Origin of the sequence: Algoriphagus chordae (genome assembly GCF_003254055.1) — a bacterium.
Taxonomy (GTDB): Bacteria; Bacteroidota; Bacteroidia; order Cytophagales; family Cyclobacteriaceae; genus Algoriphagus; species Algoriphagus chordae.
The window spans coordinates 129,046-150,373 of sequence record NZ_QKZT01000010.1 but is presented as its reverse complement, the minus strand read 5'-3'; the positions used below and the strand labels follow the sequence as shown (position 1 = coordinate 150,373).

Here is a 21,328-nt window from a genome sequence, read left to right as displayed (position 1 = left end):
TTAGACATCGATCATATCTTTTTCTCTAATTCTAGAACCAAACAAAGCATAGGATAGCATGAGCAATTCACAGACTACAGTGATAGACCAAGTCCATCTCCAAGAGCCAAATACATCAGCTAATCCTCCCTGTAGAAGAGTGAAAACAGCACCCCCAAAAACTGCCGAGATAAAGACTCCTGAAGCTTTAGAGGTGTATTTTTTCAATCCCTTAATAGATAGGGAAAAAATACAACTCCACATGGTGGAATGTAGTAATCCGATAGCTCCCAAAAACCATAAGTTCTGAGTAATCATGGCTATAATCGCCAAAATAGTAGATAAAGAAGTGGTTACGGTGAGTTGCGTTCTTGCTGAAATATTGCTAAAAAAGCTGGAAATGCCCCTGCCGATAAAGAATCCACCCCAGTAAAGTGTAGAAAGCAAGGCATGAATGCCAAGATCCATCCCGCCAATAATGATTTCAGTTTTGCCGAAAAAGGACATGGGATGGCCAGTGTCAGCTAGTTCAAAAGCATGTAAGTTGATATTAGCCCCGATAGCCACTTCTGTTCCTACATAAAAAAAGATGGCCATCACACCCAAAGCAAAATGTCGGAATGACCAGAGTTTTCTGGAAAGCTTTTCTCCATCTGCAGCTCGGGTATTCGCAATATCCGGCAGGTGAAGGTTTTTGGTAATCAGGGTAACTATCAGTACACTAAGTATCAACAGGCTTATAGGAAGTAGCAACTGGCTTATTTGCACATCAAGGATAGATATCCCACTAAACATCACCAGAGTTACGAAAAATGGAGCTGTTGTAGTTCCGATGGAGTTGATTGCAGTGGTAATATTAAGTCGCTGCACAGGAAGTGTTCCTAGCAATTCGTATGAAGCTACATAGGGATTGACTACCACTTGGATTATTGCTGCTGCAGTACCCATCAGGTAAGATCCTAGGATAAAAATGATAAAGCCATAAGGAATGAAAACATCTGCGAAATGAATTCCTAATTCAGGAATTCTATAGCCTACAAAGGATGAGATGAAGTACATAAAAAGCCCGGAAATCATAAATAATAGGCCTCTTAATATGGTCGTTTTATACCCATGCTTATTCACCCATTTGCTGGCGATGGTGCCATTGATGAGGTATCCTAGAAAGAAGAAGAAGGAAATCAGGGTTGTTAATGTGTTTCTTAAACTTCCAGCTTCGGAGAGAAATGTAAACTTGAGCGGAGCCTGTAACTGTTCATTTACAGTAGTTAGGAAACCTACTATGAAATAGATGAAGGTTACTATTATAAATGGAAGTAGACGATTTTGGGGTTTTGTTGTCATGATGTTGTTAAAGAAGAATGAAGACTAGCAATTAGATAGGATGGCCTGAAGAGTCACTCTGGTCCCAAACTTTTTAATGCTGTCTACATACTCTAGGTACGGGCTTATAAATTCATTATGCGTCGTAAGCGGTATGCTTTTGAAAGCAGATATCCCTAAGAAATTGATTGGGTCTTCACTTGCTATCAGCTCCTTGTCAACGGAAGTTATCCATGGCTCAGCAAATTGGAATGATACCTGTTTATCGTCTTCCTGATATTTGAGGTAATGCCTGTAGTTAGCAATCAAAAATGCCACACGTTTAAGATTTTGCTGGTTGGCTATCATTTTGGCCAAGTTGGGCATGATATAAACCGGAAACTTGGACAGTCCATCAAAGCATAGTCTACTTAGCTGATCACTCACTGCTTTATTGGCGAAGCGTTCAATTAGTGTTTGCTTATATTCTTCCAAGTCTATTCCGGCAGGGGCAGGAACATTAGGCGTAATATCAGTGTCCATAAACTCGCGTACAAATCTCACAATATCTTCATCTGCCATTGCCTCATCCACTTTTCTATAACCCAAAAGAAAAGAAGGATAGGAGAGTAGGGTATGTGAAGCGTTGAGTAGGCTTAGTTTCATGTTCTCAAATGCTGTAACATCATCTGTAAACTGTACTCCTACAGTCTCCCAAGCGGGTCTTCCTGCAACGAAATCATCCTCAATAACCCATTGGATAAAATCCTCACAATAAACTGGAGCCTCATCTCTGAATTCACTTCCCTCGTTTAGTCGTTCCACATCCTCAGCTGTAGTAGCAGGTGTAATTCTATCAACCATGCTGTTTGGGAAGCTTACATTTTTCTCTACCCAAAGGCTAAGATCTTTATCTTGAGCAATAATAAAAGACATAAAGGCTGCTTTGGCAGTATTCCCATTGTGCTGCAGGTTGTCACAGGAAAGTATGGTGATTCCACCAGATCCACTTGCCCTTCTCTGGCGGAGACCTTCAGCGACGAAACCAAATACAGTTTTGGGAGTTGATGGATGTGCAAGGTCAAATGCAATTTGAGGATCGTCCAGGATAAATTCGTTCGTGGACTTGTCCAAGTTGTAACCGCCTTCGGTGATGGTCAAGGAAATAATCTTAGTGGCTGGATCAGCTATTTTAGCAAGTACAAGTTCTGGCTGCTGAAAAGCCAATATTAACTCCTGGATAGAGCTGATCAGGTGCTTCTCATTTTTGCCTGTTCTGCCACAGACTGTAAGTGTGTAATTCAGGTCCTGAGCTCGAAGCTTTTCGAATAAAACTTCATCTGATTTCAACATTCCCACTCCACAGATCGCCCAGTTATTTGCGCCTCCATTTTTTAAAAGTAAGTGGGTGTAAAATGCTTGGTGAGCTCTGTGAAAGTTGCCGACTCCAATGTGTAAAATTCTAGAAGTGCAATCATTTTGGGTGTACTTATTGTTTTCTAATACCATGCTAATTGTTTATTAACTGGTTCAAACATATACTATTACACTATTGCTTGGCACTTTTTGGTACAAAAAAATGGGCTGGGAACGCTACCAAAATTTTGGTAACGTTCCCAGTGGGTTAATTTTTATTATTTTTGGTTACTACCAATGCAATTTTATGAAAAGGGTAACCGTAAAAGATTTGGCAAAGCATCTGCTTCTCTCGACCTCGACAGTCTCAAGAGCTTTGCTGAACGACAAGAACATTCATTGGGAAACAAAGAAGAAAGTATTGGAAGCTGCAAAGGAACTTGGCTACCGTCGTAATTCTGCTGCAACGAGTTTGAAGTATGGTCAATCCAAGAATATAGGATTAGTAGTTCCCGAAATGGTCACTCCATTTTCCGCCAAAGTTTTGCGTGGGATCCAGGAAGTTCTATACCCTTTGGGCTATCGAGTGATCATCACTGAGTGCGATGAGGATCCGCAGCGAGAACGGGAGAATCTCTTGCTTTTGGAGGAGTTCAATGTGGATGGAATCATTATCAATCTATGTGATGAAACCAAAAACTCTGACATCTACCAGCAGCTGTTAGATCAAGGAATCCCGCTGATTTTTTTCGACAGAATGCCTAATGATAGTTTGAATGTGTCGAAGGTGAGATTAGACAATCCTTTGTATGCAACTGCCATGATAGAACACTTAGTTGCTACTGGTAGAAAAAAAATCGTTCATATCATGGGACCGCCGACTCTCAGGAGTTCTGGAGAAAGAGCGAAAGGCTATATCGAGGTAATGAAAAAACACGGTATTTATGATCCAAGTCTACTTATTGAAGCTGGAGGTTTAGGCTTTGAAGACGGGAAAAAAGCCATAAAAAGCCTTAGAGAAACGCAAGTTGAGTTTGATGCAATTTTTGCGTTTACAGACACCTTGGCTATTGGAGCAATGAATTTTCTCTTAGAAGCAGGTATCCTGATTCCCGAAGAGGTGTCCGTGACAAGCTTTTCAGGTACCGAGTTGGCTACGATGGTATATCCGCAATTGAGTAGCGTGGAGCCTCCGCTTGTCCAAATGGGGGAGGAGGCAGCTCGTTTGGTTTTAGAGAAAATCAAAGATTTTAATGCTGAAAGCCGGGATGTTGTCGTTGAAGCAGAACTTAAAATACGTGCATCTTCTAGCTTTTAGAAATACTAAATTTCTAACAACAATCTCGTTTCAGGAGGACTATAAGTTGTATTTGATTTATTCTCGACTGAATTATGTCTTTCTACAGATATGACCATGTTTTTGAGTAAATAATCCATAGGAGCTTGTCGGGAACATGTTAAGTTTGTGAGACTACACCACTTCAAAAAATTATTCAATCACATGAAGATTAAAATTAAGGGACTAAAGACTATTTGTGCATTTTTGGTTGCTGCAAGTCTACTTGCCTGTGTTGGGGAGAATAATGATCAAACTCCCTGGATTGAATTATTTGATGGAGAAACTCTGGAGGGCTGGCATATAGTAGGAGGAGAGGCGACCTATAAAGCGGAGGATGGAGCCATCGTAGGGACAACGGTGAGAAATACGGGCAATACTTTTTTGAGGACTGATAAGCTGTACGGTGATTTTATTTTGGAACTGGATTACAAGGTTGATCCTTCGATGAACTCGGGCATCCAAATCAGAAGCAATAGTTTAGAGCAGTATCGCAACGGAAGGGTACATGGCTACCAGATAGAAATTGATCCCTCAGAAAGAGCCTGGAGTGCGGGAATATTTGACGAAGCTAGAAGGGGATGGCTGGTTACTCTGGATGATAATCCTGAAGCACAAAAAGCCTTCAAACAGAATGATTGGAACCATTACAGAATTGAAGCCATAGCTGATACTATCAAAACATGGATCAATGGCGTTCCGGCGGCTTTCCTTATTGATGATAAAACTGCCACTGGGTTTATCGCGCTGCAAGTGCATAGCATCGGTGATGACAAGAAAGAAGGAACCAACATAGTTTGGAAGAATATTCGAATTCTTATCGATAGTTTGGACAAGTATTCAACTAAGTCTCCATTGGAGCCAGTTCTGACTATGAATAATTTAACCATCGATGAAGCCAAAAATGGATGGGAATTACTATGGGATGGCAAAACAGGCAAGGGCTGGAGAGGAGCAAAAATGGATGGTTTTCCCGAAAAAGGCTGGGTAATTGAAGATGGAGTTTTGTCTATTCTAGCAGGCGAAAATGCGAGTGACAGAGCTGGCGGTGATATAGTGACAGAAACTTTATATGGAGATTTTGAACTGTCTTTGGACTTTAAGGTAACGCCTGGAGGCAATAGCGGTATCAAATATTATGTAGATACCGAGATCAATAAGGGGCCAGGAGCTACGACCGGTTTGGAATATCAGATTTTGGATGATGAGCTGCACCCAGATGCTAAATTGGGATCTCATGAAGGAAGTAGAACTGTAGCCTGTCTATATGATTTGATTCAGGCGGATACCGACAAGCCTATTAAACCAGTTGGCGAGTGGAATACAGCATCTATTAAATCTATAAATAATCATGTTGAGCATTGGCTTAATGGCGTCAAAGTTTTAGAATATGAACGAAAAAGCTCGGAATATAGAAAGCTGGTTGCTGAGAGTAAGTATGTAAAATGGAAGGATTTTGGTGAGTTGGACAGGGGGCAAATACTCTTACAGGATCATGGTGATTTAGTGTCATTTAGAAACATTAAAATTCGCCCTCTAGCTAGTACTACAGGTAGGTAGCTTATTTTTTTAGTATATCTGCTTTTCTAACAGTATAGTAACAAGTGCATCATAGGATTTGGTAAATTCGAGGAGGGGCAGGCATCTTCGCTCCCCGCTATCGGGACAGCCAGATATCTCAATCATATGCTTTTTTTGGAGTTCCTTGGTTAAACTTAATCCTCTTAAGTTTTGCGGCAAATGCTTAGATGCAATTACTTGCCTTTAAAACAATCAAGCCGTTATAGGCTTAGGAAGATGTGATTCTCCAGTTCTTACCATTTAAAAACTGGTACGAGCTATACTTTTTGGTATGAGTAGCCAGCTCAGGGTTCGCTTCATGGATAGGAATAGTCATGAATTGGCATCAGCTTACTGGGTTTTACTTACTATGATAATGCTCATAGATTCTCAGTTTCTCTAATTATTCTCCATTCAGTTCTAAAAAAATACTGTTCTCCAATAGAAAGAGCCTTAAAAGTGCTGTGATCCATGTGTTTTATGTGATTTTTTGATAATAGACAGCTTCCATCCATGTTTTTGAACAAAAAATCCATTCTCAAGAGCTGCAATTACTCTTATTTCACGGTGTTCACTACGGTGGAATGTTTGTAAAACTAAAATCATACTTATGAAAAAACGTAAACCCATTATGATTCTTCTATTGCTAGGCATGTTTACTATGTCCTATGCACAGACAAAAATATCGGGCCTTGTGACCGATGATTCAAATTTCCCAATTCCAGGAGTAAACATCCTTATTAAAGGGACCACAGGAGGGGCAGTAACTGATATAGATGGGCGCTATACCTTGCAGGTATCTGGCCCAGATGCAGTTTTGGTATTTAGCTCGATTGGCTTTCTCACCCAAGAAATATCGGTAGGTAACCAGACCGTGATTAATTTGGCTTTGGAGTTCGATGTTACAGGCATGGAAGAAGTAGTCGTCATCGGCTACGGTGAGGTAGAAAAGAAAGATGTGACAGGAGCCATAGGCTCGGTGGAGTCAGATGACATCGTGCGAGCAAACCCAGTTCAGGCTGCCAAAGCCATTCAGGGTCAAGCTGCTGGAGTGATAGTGACTAAGCAGAACAGTCGACCTGGAGCTGGGTACAATATTAATATTCGAGGCTTAAGTTCAATTGATTATAGCAATGAGCCACTCATCGTAATTGACGGGGTAATGGGCGGTGATATTAATGCACTTAACCCAGCAGATATCCAGTCTATGGATATTCTAAAGGATGCTTCATCTACAGCTATTTACGGGTCCAGAGGAGCAAATGGGGTGATCATTATTTCTACCAAAAGAGGAACCAAAGGTAAACCAGTGGTAACGTATGATGGTTATGTAGGGGTAAAGACACCTGCCCACTTGCCTGATTTGATGAATGCACAGGAATTTTATCAGGCTAGTGTGACTGATCGTCAGTTGAATGGCTACACTCAATCGTTACCTTTCACTTCGACGGAGTTAGACTTGGTAAATTCTGGTAACAGTACAAATTGGATTGATCAAATTTCCCAAACGGCTCTTCAAACAAATCATTCATTATCAGTAGGTGGTGGAAGTGATAATACTAACTACCATTTTTCTGGTGGATACTTGAATGAAGGAGGAGCCTTACAAAACACGAAATTCCAGCGATACAACATCAAAGGAAGTTTGGATAGTAAGTTGACTAAGTTCCTGAATGTTGGTTTCACTGCCAATTATAGTGTTTCAAAAACAGAGCTAGGATCTAATGAAGCCTTGAGGAGTGCCTACCGTGCACGTCCTACCGGCGTAGCATTGTATGATGATATTCTCAATCCGGATGAAAACCAGGATTTTTCATGGAATGGTTATGCTGCTTGGATGGGAATCAATGATAAGCAGGTTTTGAGTCCACTTATAGAAATTGACCCTGAAAACTTCCAGGATGAAACCAGATCAAATTCGTTCTTTGGTAATGCTTATTTAGAAATAATTCCTTTCGAAGGCCTTTCTATCCGATCATCTTTTTCCGCTGGAATTAATAATTCAAGATGGGGTCAGTTCAGAGGTACTATGACCAAGGATAGAGCAACTACAAGATTACCTAGAGCATTCTACCAAACTGATGATATTTCCAACTTTACCTTAGATAATATCATCACCTATAAAAAGCAGTTAGGTGATCATAATTTCACTGTGACAGGTGTACAAAGTACATTTCAGGAGAGATTTGAAGAACTGGATAGTTCGGTGGATGAGATTCCTTATAACTCTTTATGGTATGCTTTTGGAACAGGAAGACCGACACAATTGGATACAAGATTGACCGAAAGATCTTTGCTTTCCTACATGGGAAGGGTAATCTACGGTTTCCAAGACAAGTACCTACTTACACTAACCGGTCGTTGGGATGGAGCTTCTCAGCTAAGTGAAGGCAACAAATGGGATTTTTTCCCATCGGCCGCTGTAGCCTGGAGATTGGGTGACGAGGAATTTATCAAAAATGTAAGTGCCATTTCCGACTTGAAACTTAGAGTGAGTTATGGTTATGTAGGTAACAGTGCAGTGACTCCTTACAGTACGCAGGCCAGACTAGTAAAAACTCCTTATGATTTTGATGGCTCGCCTGCATTCGGTTTTGCACCAGAAAACTTGGCTGATAAGTCTCTAAGCTGGGAAAAAAGTAAAGAACTGAACATCGGTTTAAATATGGGCTTCCTTAACAACCGAATTGGAGGAGCTTTGGAACTGTATTTTAGAAATACGGTGGATTTGATTTACAACGAACAAATTCCGACCTCTTCCGGATTCAGTAGTGTGACTACCAATATTGGTGAGGTTTCCAATAAAGGTGTTGAGTTGACCTTGAACACGGTGAACGTTGTGACACAAAAATTCAAGTGGTTTACAAATATCAACTTTGCCAGAAATGTAAACGAAGTTGTTTCAATTGGCAGTGATGGAATACAGGCTGATATCGCTACAGGACTTTTTGTAGGTCAACCGTTACAAGCTCTTTATGATTATGAGTTTGCCGGGATATGGCAATTAAGTGAAGAAGCTCAAGCAGCTGAGTACAGTCAGGTACCAGGATCAGTGAAGGTGGTAGATCAAAATGGTGATGGTGTTATTTCTTCAAATGATGGTATAGACGATAGGAGAGTACTAGGCTCGCAGCAGCCGGATTGGACTATGGGTATGACAAATAAATTCACCTATGGCAATTTTGATTTGTCTTTCTTAATCTACACTAGCCAAGGAGCTATGTTTAGAAATAGCATGTTGAGTGGAACGATGGGTGAAGTAGGGTCTGGTAGATATAATGCTTTGAACCTTAATTATTGGACAGTAGACAATCCTTCCAACGAATATTATGGGCCAGGTGTGCCAAATCCTTATAGAACACCAATCCAATATCAGGATGCAAGTTTTGTGAGAATCTCCGACATTACTTTCGGTTTTACCCTGCCTAGAACGGCATTGGATAAAATCGGTTTTAGCAAATTCAGAATGTATGCACAGGTGAGCAATCCATTTGTTTTCTATGATTTTGATGGAATGGATCCGGAATTTAATTCCAGCACTTACAACGATGGCTTACCTACTGCCACTTATTTGTTTGGAGTTAATGTCTCTTTCTAATCATTTTATTTCGGACAGTAAAAATTAAAAAAATGAAGCTATTTAATAAAAAACATACTATAGTTCTTATCCTTATTGCGCTGCTAGGAACCAGTTGCGATGACTTCTTAAAAGAAGATCCATTGTCCTACCAGACTACTGATAATTATTACAGTACTGCGCAGGGTTTTGAGGACCTAGTCAGATCGAACTATACTAAGCTAAGAGAAATCCACAAAGAACGTGATTTGGTCTTGATGGGTACGGATATTTTTACTAGTAACGCTTGGGATGAAGTAGGGTCAGGAAATCAGGGAAGCCCTTTAAATGCATATGATATTCGCTTTAACCCTAATTTAGGTTCAGCTACTGCTCTTTGGGATTTGCTGTACAAGCAAATTGCCAGAACAAATACTGCGATCTCCAGACAGGCAGATGTAGAGGGAATAGATCCTGAGGTGTTAGCTATCAGAGTAGCTGAGGCTAAATTTCTTAGATCACTTGCCTATTTCTATGCTGTACAACAATGGGGTGATATTCCAATGCCATTAGAGGAAACCACTACTGCAAGTAGGGAAGTGATTAAAGTGCCTTCTGCACAAGTATATGATCAGATCATAAAGGATCTGGAAGAGGCAGAAGCTGTACTTCCGACTCACGGTAATACAGAGTATGGCCGGGCCACAAAAGGAGCTGCACAGTTTCTTTTGGCAAGAGTTCACCTGACTAGAGGATGGAATTTTAATAATTCTCTGGGTGGTACGGCAGATGACTTTAACAAAGCTGTAATGTATGCAGACATGATCATAGCCGCTTATCCGCTTGAGTCAGAGTATCGCAAATTGTTTCCACTTCGTGCTGAAAATCCGCTTCTGGAAACCTTTGCTGACCAAAATGATAAAAATGGTGAAATAGTCTTTTCAGTTCAGTATAGTAATAATATACTAACAAACGGAAGTGATGATGACGAGCCGAGTGAGTATCAGGTAGGTAATGATTACCATTCGATTTTCGGTGGGGACGCTGAAAGTATCCCTGGCTCTTTGGGGAGAACCAGCCATTACAACCGCCAAGGAGGAAGAAATACTCACATAACTACTCCAGCTATGTTTCGACTATTTGATCCGCAGTTGGATACACGATACCAGCATAATTTCATAGAAGCAATGTATGCCATGACAGATGTTACTGATTTTGTGCCAAATCTTAGCAATCCGGGAAATAAGATCAATATCGCAAAAGGTGATACGGTGTTGTATTTTCCTCCATGGAACAAACCTGTAAACAATGCAGAAAAAGGTATGGACGTGGGAGGAAGCAAACCTTACGCAGTGTTGAATCTGGATGAGATTGGCGTAAATGATCTTACACCATATCATATCAAGGATATGACGCCACTCATGTGGAAGTTTTGGGAGCCAGGTTTACCATATGATGAAGCTCAAGGGACTTTTAATCTAGCGCTATTCCGTTCTGCTGAAGCATATTTGATAGCTTCAGAGGCTATTCTCAAAGGAGCATCCAACGGTATCCTTGGTGGAGCCGAAGTATATTACAATACGATAGTTGATAGAGCACTTGGCATTAATGCAGGTAGTGATCCTATGCGTGCAGCGGAGCCAGCTAACCTAACTTCCTTGGACGAAGTTTCTTACAGAGCCAAAGGAAATTTGGATATAGATATGATCTTGGATGAGCGCGCTAGAGAGTTGATGGGAGAATATAGCCGTTGGTTTGATCTAAAAAGAACTGAAAAGCTGATAGAAAGAACCACAAAAATGAATCCGTGGACTGCAGCTTTCGGCGAGTTAGGACCGCAGCATTACCTACGCCCTATACCTCAGAAAGAGATAGACAGGTCAATTCCATCTATTTCTCAAAATGATGGATACTAACTGATGTGTTTAGAATATAATTATTACAGTTAAAATAGTAAGGGGTTTTTTATTTATAAAGGCAGACGAATTTTTTGTCTGCCTTTTATACTGGCCCAAGAACACACTGGTCTATTTAAACAAAATTGAAAATTTTCAGTAGCCGCGGTTTAAAAAGAAAATAATGCATAATAAAAAGATATATATACTAATCTTATTTTGTCTGATCCTAGGAACACTGAGTTCTTGTACTGAAAAAGGGAAGTCTGAGGACAAATTAGCAGACCAAAAGTCCTTTACAGACATGGTTTATCCCGCTCTTGACACGGAGAACTCCAGATGGTTTTTCTTTTCCTCAGCCAGCAGGCCTTTTGGCATGGTGAACCTCAGTCCCGATACAGAAATTGATGGAGCCTGGGGAAGTGGATATAGATATAATACAGATACCATCAAGGGATTTAGCCACATTCACGCTTGGCAGATGGCTGGTATATCAGTGATGCCTGTTACTATTTCGGCTGAAAATGAAAAGACTGTATTTGAAGATTTTTATTCCAAATTCAGCCATGAAACCGAAAAAATATCTCCAGGATATCAATATGTAGAGCTTGATAGGTATCAGATCAAAACAGCCATTACGAGCACAACACGGGTTGGCCTACATCACTATGCTTTTCCCGCCAATGATCAGGCGGCGATTTTGTTTAACCTTAACACCCTATTAGGTCCAAGTGAAAACCAAGATGGTGAGCTGAATAAAATTAATAATAGGGAGCTTTCCGGAAAAGTGGTAATCAGCTCAACAAGCAGAAGGCCGAAACCTGTTACAGTATTTTTCAAGGTACTACTCGATGCAGAGATAACAGATGTCATCCAAGACGAGAAAACAGGGAATTATCTCGTTAATCTTGATAAGGCTGACAAGGATGTGCTTATGAAAGTAGGAATGTCATATACTTCCATAGCAAATGCTAGTCAAAATATTGAAAAAGAATTGCCGCATTGGGACTTTGATCAGGTGGTAACAGAATCAAAAAGTGAGTGGAATAAATTATTAGGGAGAATAAAAGTAGAAGGTGGTTCAGAACAGGATCAAAGAAGATTTTATACAGATCTGTGGCATGCACTGCAGGGTAGAAGAATTATCAGTGATTTCAACGGCGCTTATCCAGATAATACAGGGGAAAAATTTAGAGTTGGGCAGTTGCCATTGGACGAAAATGGCAAACCAAAATTCAATCAATTCAACTCTGATTCTTTTTGGGGAGCACAGTGGACCATCAATACACTTTGGGGCTTGGTTTATCCTGAGATCAAAAAACAGTTTGTTTACTCTCTTATGCAATATTATAAGGATGGAGGCTTGATTCCCCGAGGCCCATCTGGAGGTAATTATACCTATGTGATGACTGGGGCTTCCAGTACACCTTTTATTGTATCTGCAATTCAGGAAGGCTTGATTACCGAGGATTTAGAAAATGTGTATCAGGGGTTGAAAAAGAATCACATGACAGGTGGTATGATGGAAAAAGCAGGATACGAGCATAAAACAAATCTCGGTGGTGGATTGAAGTACTATATGGAAAATGGGTTTGTACCTTATCCAATACCGGAAGGAGTATTTGCCGGACACCAAGATGGGGCAAGTCTTACGCTGGAGTACGCCTATCAGGATTGGACTCTTGCTCAATTGGCTAAGAAGCTAGGCAAAGAGGAGGATTACCAGTATTTCTTAAAGCGCTCAGATAATTTCAAAAATGTTTACGATGAGTCAACAGGCTGGATGCGTCCAAAAAATGTGGATGGAAAATGGTTTGAAAACTATGATCCTTATGCTTACAAGGTGGGTTTTGTGGAGGCTAACGGTGCACAGGCTACTTGGTTTGTACCACACAATTTGGAAGGATTGGCGGAATTGATGGGAGGATCTGCCAAAGCAGTTGATAAGTTGAATTCACAATTTGAGGAAGCGGAAAAACTGGGCTTCACGGCAGGTACATCCCATGACTTGGAAGAGCATCCAGAGTACAGAAGAATTCCAATTAATTATGGAAATCAGCCATCCATTCAGACGGCGTTCATTTTTCACAAACTAGGCAGACCTGATCTAACTCACTATTGGTCCCGCAAAGTGGTTGAAAAAACATTTAGCGGTTTGGCTCCATCTACAGGCTACAACGGGGATGAAGATCAAGGGCTAATGGGAAGCTTATCCGTATTGATGAAAATAGGCTTGTTTCAAATGAATGGTGGGGTGAATGAAGATCCTGAGTATCTCATAGGTAGCCCTATTTTCGATAAAGTCACTATTCAATTGAATCCGGATTATTATTCGGGTGCGGCATTCACTATAGATGCGAATAACAACAGCAAAGAGAATGTATATGTACAATCAGTTTTATTAAATGAGCAGCCGCTTAAGGGATATATAATCCGTCATAGTCAGATCATTGGCGGTGGCAAGCTGGAATTACAATTAAGCAATAATTCTACACCTAACTCAGATACTATCAAAACTCAAAAATAAATAAGGTAGATTAAAGTCAAGGATAAGCAACAAGGTGAATCAATGAGGGTGAAAGTTCATTGCGGTCGAATCAAACCGGGTGAAATGAATGAATTATGCAGAAGAAAAAAATAAAGAGATACCTTTTGATTACGCCAGTTGGCATACTGCTATTATTGATCCTGTTCAATAATAAGCAACTTAAATCTCAGGTTTTCGGCCCGATCAACTATCGTGATGTTGAGATGAGTCCGGGAAATATTGCTATTCCTTACGAAAGGACTCTAGTATGGAAAAAGGAATCTGCTTTTGCGGACAGCATTTACCGTAGCATTGCTAAAATGCCGATTACGGATGACGTGCTTTTTGGCAAGGGAAATACAACCCGCATTCTATTAGCGAGACTGATGTTGAGAGAGAATATTTCAGAGGTAAATGAAATACTTCAAAAAATGACTGTGTGGGGAAATTGTGGTTCTTCTTGGTTTATGAACCCCAAAGGGGATTACGATTTTTCGCTCACTATACTTACGACCATCCTTTGGAAATTCGGAGACGAACCAGCTATTCTTTATCCCGAAACCAAACAGCATTTGTTGGAAACACTCCTGTCAGAAGATGGTGGGAAATTCAGTTATACCGCCCCGAGAACATTAGGACTAGTGATGGAAACTGAAAACCATATGCTCATGACGGAAGGATCTCGGTATCTGAAAAACAGATGGATCAGTCTTCATGGCAATTCGGATAACTACTACGACAATGTCCAAACTGGGATGGAAGAGAAGCTTTTATTCCTCATGGAAGAAATGAAAACCAATGGCCTTGTTGAATTTAATTCCATTCCATATTTAGCCTACACCATTACAGCCTTACTGAACCTCGAAGCTTTTGCATCAAAAGAAGTGAGCCAAACGGCTAGGGATGTATTGGATTACATCAACTGGAGTTATGCCCTGAGTAGTCTGAACTTGAAGCATTTTCCACCGATGCGTAGGAGGTACGAAAAAGCTGGTATCCAGGAGCTCACGACAGATTATCACTCCGCTTTTATAAAATCCTGGTTGAGTTATTCAGATATTGAGAACTATGACAAAAATGTAGGTGTAGCCGGAATACACGCGATGATGGGAGCAAGTATGCCTTATCGTCCTTCGGATAGATTTGTGAAAATGTTATTTGATAAGCAGGGTGGTTATCTTGTCCGTCAGGGTCATGGCCCCAAATCTTCCCCGGAAATCAGTAGTGCGGGAAAGCATTTTCTGATTAGTTCTGGAGGTGTAAATAGGGGCAAGTTTTCAGAAATTGTGACTAGACCTATTTGCCTTTTTTTGAAAGATAGTGCTGATCATTTATCCGAAACGATCCACATCTCAGGTCCAGGTGATGATTTTATGGAATGGAATAATACTGGTGTTTATAAGAATTTTGCCTGTGCTGCGGGTCCAGTATCAATTCCGAAGAATATGCAAGCAATAGTAGAAAATGGTAATTGGTCGCTCTATACAGGCGCTAATCATGTGTCCATAGTTGTATATTCCAGTGATAGCTTAGGGATAATAGCTGTGTTTGAGGATGTAGAACCTACTGCTATTTTTGAGAAAGTGTTAAAAGAAAACCCTGAGTCAGCCTTGTTGAAAAATCAATTTCAATTTCCAGATGGTGCCTTGCTAAAGTATGACGCTAGTGCGAAAAAAGATCAGTGGGTGATGATTTCAGAAGATGGTCAAAAACTTAATAGGGATTTTGATTCCTGGCCGCTGATAGAAGGGGATTTGTAACAGTGTCGCAGAAAAAGAATCTTGATGGGAAGAATGACTTAAGTACAAGGAGTATGAAGTAAATTGCCAGATAAATACAGGTGTTGAATAATGAGGAGGTTTTTAGTTATAATTTTATTAGTTGCAATTTCATCAGCTAGTGCTTTTGCTCAGAGTATAGAGTTTCAGCATTATAATGATAAAGATGGCCTGTCGCATAATTCTATCCGGCATATAGTACAAGATAATCAAGGTTTTCTTTGGGTAGGCACTTTTAATGGATTGAACCGTTTTGATGGTTTCCAATTTCAGAACTATTTGAGCAATGAGGAAGGAAAGAATACTATTCCAAATGATGATATCACCGCTGTAAAACTTGATAGTGCTACAAACAGCTTATGGATAGGGACGCGAAAAGGTTTATCCCATCTTGACCTAGAAACTCAAGTTTTTTCGACATACTTTTCTGATGCGAATGACCCAAATAGCCTGCCTGATGAGGAGGTTCGCGCTGTTTATGTAGATAATTTTAGCCGGATTTGGGTCGGCACAAAAGATGCAGGCTTATATATGTTTGAGCCTGATAAGAACACGTTTACCAAGGTCCCGCTGGATGGTTTTAATTACGTGAAGGAAATTTTTGAAGATAAAAGTGGAAACATTTGGGTAGGTTCCTATGATACAGCCGGGGTAGCAAAGATCAAGCTGGGTAGCACCGGGATGATTTCAGAAATCAAGTATTTCAGCTTGCCAATAAGTGGATCAACCTCCGTAAACCCTTATTTGTATTTTATCTATCAAGATGGAAAAGAGGATATTTTTGTTGGTACACGAATGGGGCTGTATAAATATGATTTGACCTTAGAAAGTTTCGAGAATTTGCAAATTACTGATGAGGAGATAAGTGGCAAATTGGGACCATATTTTTTGTCAGTAGCACAAGCTCCCGACGGCAAATATTGGGTAGGCACCCTTGGTGGGCTATTAGTTTGTGACGCCCTAGAAGATATTCAAAAGGGGGATTATCAGTGGTATTTTTCTGTATTGTCAGAAGATAAATCATTAGTGGATAATCTGATTTCTGCCCTGTATTTTGATCCATCAGGTGTGCTTTGGATTGGGACAGAGGAGGGGCTTGATAAGTATGACCCTTACGAAAATCAATTTAAAATCAAGAAGGACATCTCGAAGTATATCCAAAATCAAGCCCCAAGAATCAGGGGATTTGCAAAGACTAATTTGGATGAAACTGTAGTAGCAACTAGGCATAATGGCCTTTTTATATCAAAGGACGGGGATTTTGTCCCCTTGTTTAATGAAAAGTATGACATAGCAAGTATTTATTCTTACGATGGAATCACTTTTTATTGTGGATTATGGAATGGGAAAATGCTGGTTTATGACTATCACAAAAAATTGTCTTCCGTAGTAGATGTAGGTTTTAAAAACTCTCCCATTTTTAATATTTTGGAATATAAGGGAGAATTAATTGTATGCTCATTTGGTGAAGGAGCAATTCTTTTGGACAAGCAAACTTTAGAACCAGCAATTCACATTTTGCCAAATTTTGATGTTAATAAGGTTGCAGTTGACAGGGATGATAATATTTGGTTTGCAACTGAAACAGGGGTGGTGAAATATGACGTGAATAAGCAGGATACCACAGTTTATAGCGAGAGTACGAACTTGAGCGAAGGCCTTCCGCACGAAAATGTAAGTGATATCCTGATTGATTCCCGAGGATTGATTTGGGCTGCTACCCGAAAAGGTCTTGCTATTTACGATCCAACCATCATCGACTTTAAACCAAAGTCAGAATCCAAAGAATTAGATGGGATTTGGGTGACAGATATTGTTGAAGATATAAATGGATATTTATGGCTGAATTTGAACAATAATAAAATATCCAGGTATGATGTTGATAAAAATCAAGCTACCATATATAATGTGAATAGTGGCAACAGGCTTGATATATTTAGTTCAAGTGGTTTTTACAATTTAAATAATTCAAATATTTATTTAGGTGGGAAAAACGGGATAATCTACTTTTCGCCTAAGACCATAAAAGAAAATGAATGGTCGCCCAAACCTATCATTACAGAGTTTAAGGTGAATAACGAATTGGTTTTACCAGGAGTGAAATTGAATGGACAGGTCCCCTTTTTGAAGGACTTGAATTATTCGAGAAATGCTACTTTAACCTACGGAAATCGAAATTTTTCAATTCAATTTTCAACAGCCTCTTATACTAATCAGCGGTTAAATAAATTCGAATACATGCTGGAAGGATTTGATCAAGATTGGATTGAAACCAATAGTAATTCAAGGCTTGTTCAATATACCAATTTGCCTTGGGGTACTTATAATTTCCAAATTAGAGCAAGTAATAGTGACGGTAAATGGAGTGATGTCTCGTCATACAGTATCAAGATCCTACCTCCGTTTTGGGCAAGTTCCGAAGGGATAGTATTGACCGTGTTCGTACTGGGACTAATCGTATTCTTTACAAGAAGGCAAATCAAAGTCCGTATCAAATTACGACAGGAGTTGTTAACTGAAAAAGTCAAGCGGGAACGGGATGAAAAACTAAATAATGAAAAGCTGAGGTTTTTTACCAATATCTCACATGAATTAAGAACCCCACTATCGTTAATACAGGGGCCAGTAAAGCAGATTTTAGAGCATGAAACCAGTAACGATTTTGTTAGAAACAAGGCAAATCTAATCAACCATAGCACAAACAAACTTTTAAGGTTGGTTAATCAAATACTCGATTTCAGGCGTGCTGAAACAGGAGAGATCAAGTTGAAAGTAATGAGACTGGATATACTGCCCTATACAAACAACGTATTCTATTCCTTTATGGAATTGGCACAGTCCAAAAATATTAATTTCAACTTTAACGTAGAAGATGAGAAGATTGAGTGTTGGATAGATATCGATAAATACAGTAAAATACTATACAATATATTATCGAATGCATTGAAATTCACTAACAATCATGGGCATGTAGATTTGTTTGTCGGTGTTAAAGGTAAGGACTCCCAAACATTAATTATAGAGGTTAGTGATGATGGTATAGGTATCCCACTAGAAAGTCAGGAGAAGATATTTTCGAGGTTTTATCAAGCCTCAAATAGCAAAGAGAGTACCACAGGGACTGGGATCGGCTTAGCCCTGGTGAAATCTTTGGTCGAGATTCATAGGGGCAAGGTCTCCGTTAAAAGTTCTACTAATTCAGGCAGTATTTTCACGGTGGAATTACCAATCTCAAAAGATGCATTCGAGAGCCATGAGATTTCTAGCAAACCTGTTGTGAAAGAAGAGGTCGTTAGTTTAGGATTTACTAAATCTCTCTATCCTCAAGCAGCATATAATTCGCGTAATTCAACTACAGATGTAAAATCTTCTATTTTGGTTATAGACGATAGTGCAGACCTTCGCAATTATGTCGTCGACTTCCTATCTCCATATTATCAAGTCTATGGAGCTGAAAATGGAAAAGAAGGATTAGAGCTATGTCATAAAATTAAGCCAGTTCTTTGCGTGGTGGATGTTATGATGCCCATTATGGATGGTTTTGAATTTGTAAATGCGCTTAAAAGTGATGAGAAAATTTCTCATACTGCGATTGTTTTGCTGACTGCACTAAGCGAAAATGAAAATAGGATTAAAGGCTATAAAATTGGAATAGATGGGTATGTAGTAAAACCATTTGATCCATACCTGTTGAAATCGAGAATAGATAATATTATCAAAATTCGTTTTGATCTAAAACAACGCTTTTCAGAAGAAACAGAAAGTGATGTGACCAGTTTGGCACATTCACAGATAGATATTGATCTGATTTCAAAAATTAAAGAAATTATTGAGGAGCACATCTCAGATTCAGATCTTACATCAACAGTTCTTTGTTCGGAATTAGGTCTAAGTTCTTCGAAACTATATCGGAAAATCACTGAGCTTACGGGTATGTCCCCAAATGAGTTTATAAGGACAATACGATTGAAAAAATCAGCTTCCTTATTAAAAACCAAAAACTACAATGTTTCTGAGGTTGCTAATGCAGTTGGCTTTAATGATCCTCTATATTTTAGCAGGCGTTTTAAGGAGCAATTTGGATATGCACCAAGTAAATTGATTAAGTAGATTTTTAAAGCGTTTTATTCAGGAATTACAATTCATCAAGTACTTTGGGTAGACATCCTTTGTAATTTGAATAGTGTTTTTTCTTAGGCTAGCGATATTTTATTAGTGATTTTATTTTGAAGACACTATATTCGCGTTTTCAAAAATGAAAAGTATAGCACTTACATATAACTTTAACTTGCCGGCGGTAACTCCACCCTGAGGCACAGTGTACTTTTTCTCTAGCTCTCCTTTGCTAGGGTAGTTCTCCTATTAATTTTTATCCAATTTCTAAAATTCAATTGATCAAAATGTTCAACACATTTTGGCGTGAAAAGCTATATGAAAAAATATTTTAACTTATTCGATTTTAATCAAAAAGTAGATTACAAAACAGAAGTATTATCAGGGTTTACAGTAGCATTAGCACTTATTCCTGAGGCCGTTGCCTTTGCATTAATCGCTGGATTATCTCCCTTGACAGGTCTTTATGCCGCGTTTGTGATGGGTTTAGTTACTTCCATCTTGGGCGGCAGGCCAGGAATGATTTCTGGAGCTACAGGCGCTGTAGCAGTTGTTATTGTTGCATTGGCAATATCGCACGGCCCTGAGTATGTATTTGCTACGGTAGTTCTTGCAGGTCTTATCCAAATTTTAGCTGGGGTATTTAAGCTAGGTAAATTAATGCGCCTGGTTCCTCATCCGGTGATTTTTGGTTTTGTGAATGGACTTGCTATCATCATCTTTATGTCTCAATTGGATCAATTTAAAGACTCCAATGGCAGTTGGTTAACAGGCCAATCCTTATACATTTTGCTAGGTTTGGTTGGCTTAACTATGCTGATTATTTGGGGCCTACCAAAACTTACTAAGGCTATTCCCGCTTCACTGGTAGCGATTTTAACTGTTTTTGGAATTGTAGTTGGTCTAGGTGTCGACACCAAAACGGTAGGCGACATTGCTTCAATTCAAGGTGGATTTCCTCCGTTTCACATACCGATGGTACCCTTGACTATTGAAACATTAACGCTAATTTTCCCTTATGCCGCCATAATGGCTGGAGTTGGTTTGATAGAGAGCTTGTTGACACTAAATATCATTGATGAAATCACCGAAACCAGAGGAAGAGGAAACAAGGAAGCTGTAGCGCAAGGTGCAGCTAATATTCTTTCAGGGTTGTTTTCTGGAATGGGAGGATGTGCCATGTTGGGACAAAGTCTTATTAACATTTCGAATGGAGCCAGAGCCAGATTGTCTGGTATAGTGGCCTCAGTAGCACTGCTTGTTTTCGTGATGTTTGGGGCTGGATTGATCGAGCAATTACCAATGGCTGCCTTGACCGGTCTGATGATAATGGTGGCAGTAGGGACTTTTGAATGGGCTAGTTTGAAAACCTTCAACAAGATGCCAAAATCAGATATTTTCGTAATGCTTGTGGTAACTTTAGTGACGGTTTTTCTACACAATTTGGCTCTGGCCGTAATTGTAGGCGTTATTATCTCCGCTTTGGTTTTCGCATGGGATAATGCCAAGCGTATTAGAGCTAGAAAATCTGTTGATACAGCAGGAGTGAAGCATTACGAAATATATGGGCCACTATTTTTCGGCTCGGTGACTGCTTTCAATGAGAAGTTTGATGTGTTGGATGATCCAAATGAAGTGATAATTGATTTCAAAGAAAGTAGAATTGTAGATATGTCTGCCATTGAAGCCTTAAATAAGCTTACGGAGCGTTATCACAAGGTTGGTAAAAAAATCCATCTAAGACATTTGAGCAATGATTGCCAGCAGCTGTTGCAAAATGCTGATAAGATTATTGATATCAATGTCATGGAAGATCCACATTATAAAGTGGTGGTTGATAAGCTTTAAACTAGCTGAATTCTATTAAGAAATATTCGCTACATCCACATTAGTTCCGTTCAAAACGGAGCTATTAGAGTCCTATAG

General features: G+C 39.6%; 10 protein-coding genes. 8 read left to right on the top strand and 2 right to left on the bottom strand.

Going from position 1 to position 21,328, the window contains the following annotated elements; translation table 11 throughout:
- Positions 1 to 1,323, bottom strand: a complete 1,323-nt coding sequence (locus tag LV85_RS12625; protein ID WP_111319942.1) for an MFS transporter — start codon at positions 1,321 to 1,323, stop codon at positions 1 to 3.
- Between the two features lie 24 nt (positions 1,324 to 1,347).
- Positions 1,348 to 2,790 (bottom strand): mannitol dehydrogenase family protein, encoded by a 1,443-nt coding sequence (locus LV85_RS12620; RefSeq protein WP_111319940.1) that lies wholly within the window; start codon positions 2,788 to 2,790, stop codon positions 1,348 to 1,350.
- Between the two features lie 154 nt (positions 2,791 to 2,944).
- Here LV85_RS12620 and LV85_RS12615 point away from each other — a divergent pair, with 154 nt between their 5' ends.
- The 8 genes from LV85_RS12615 (at position 2,945) to LV85_RS12580 (ending at position 21,250) form a co-directional block, all read left to right on the top strand.
- On the top strand, positions 2,945 to 3,955 hold the full coding sequence (locus tag LV85_RS12615) for a LacI family DNA-binding transcriptional regulator (protein WP_111320030.1): 1,011 nt from the start codon (positions 2,945 to 2,947) through the stop codon (positions 3,953 to 3,955).
- Between the two features lie 183 nt (positions 3,956 to 4,138).
- The gene (locus LV85_RS12610; RefSeq protein WP_111319937.1) at positions 4,139 to 5,533 is read left to right on the top strand and encodes a 3-keto-disaccharide hydrolase; all 1,395 of its coding nucleotides are present in this window, start codon (positions 4,139 to 4,141) and stop codon (positions 5,531 to 5,533) included.
- Positions 5,534 to 6,143: 610 nt separating this feature from the next.
- Positions 6,144 to 9,131, top strand: coding sequence for a SusC/RagA family TonB-linked outer membrane protein (locus LV85_RS12605; protein WP_111319935.1), 2,988 nt, complete (start codon positions 6,144 to 6,146; stop codon positions 9,129 to 9,131).
- 32 nt (positions 9,132 to 9,163) lie between these two features.
- Positions 9,164 to 11,005: a RagB/SusD family nutrient uptake outer membrane protein gene (locus LV85_RS12600; RefSeq protein ID WP_111319933.1), complete on the top strand. Its 1,842-nt coding sequence runs from the start codon at positions 9,164 to 9,166 to the stop codon at positions 11,003 to 11,005.
- 163 nt (positions 11,006 to 11,168) lie between these two features.
- Positions 11,169 to 13,511 carry a GH92 family glycosyl hydrolase gene (locus tag LV85_RS12595; protein WP_111319931.1) on the top strand — a complete coding sequence of 781 codons (2,343 nt, stop codon included), beginning with the start codon at positions 11,169 to 11,171 and terminating at the stop codon, positions 13,509 to 13,511.
- A 95-nt stretch (positions 13,512 to 13,606) separates the two neighbouring features.
- Positions 13,607 to 15,271 (top strand): hypothetical protein, encoded by a 1,665-nt coding sequence (locus LV85_RS12590; protein ID WP_111319929.1) that lies wholly within the window; start codon positions 13,607 to 13,609, stop codon positions 15,269 to 15,271.
- A gap of 90 nt (positions 15,272 to 15,361) precedes the next feature.
- The gene (locus LV85_RS12585; RefSeq protein ID WP_170125618.1) at positions 15,362 to 19,399 is read left to right on the top strand and encodes a hybrid sensor histidine kinase/response regulator transcription factor; all 4,038 of its coding nucleotides are present in this window, start codon (positions 15,362 to 15,364) and stop codon (positions 19,397 to 19,399) included.
- A 321-nt stretch (positions 19,400 to 19,720) separates the two neighbouring features.
- Positions 19,721 to 21,250, top strand: coding sequence for a SulP family inorganic anion transporter (locus LV85_RS12580; protein WP_111319927.1), 1,530 nt, complete (start codon positions 19,721 to 19,723; stop codon positions 21,248 to 21,250).
- The last annotated feature ends 78 nt before the right edge of the window (positions 21,251 to 21,328 follow it).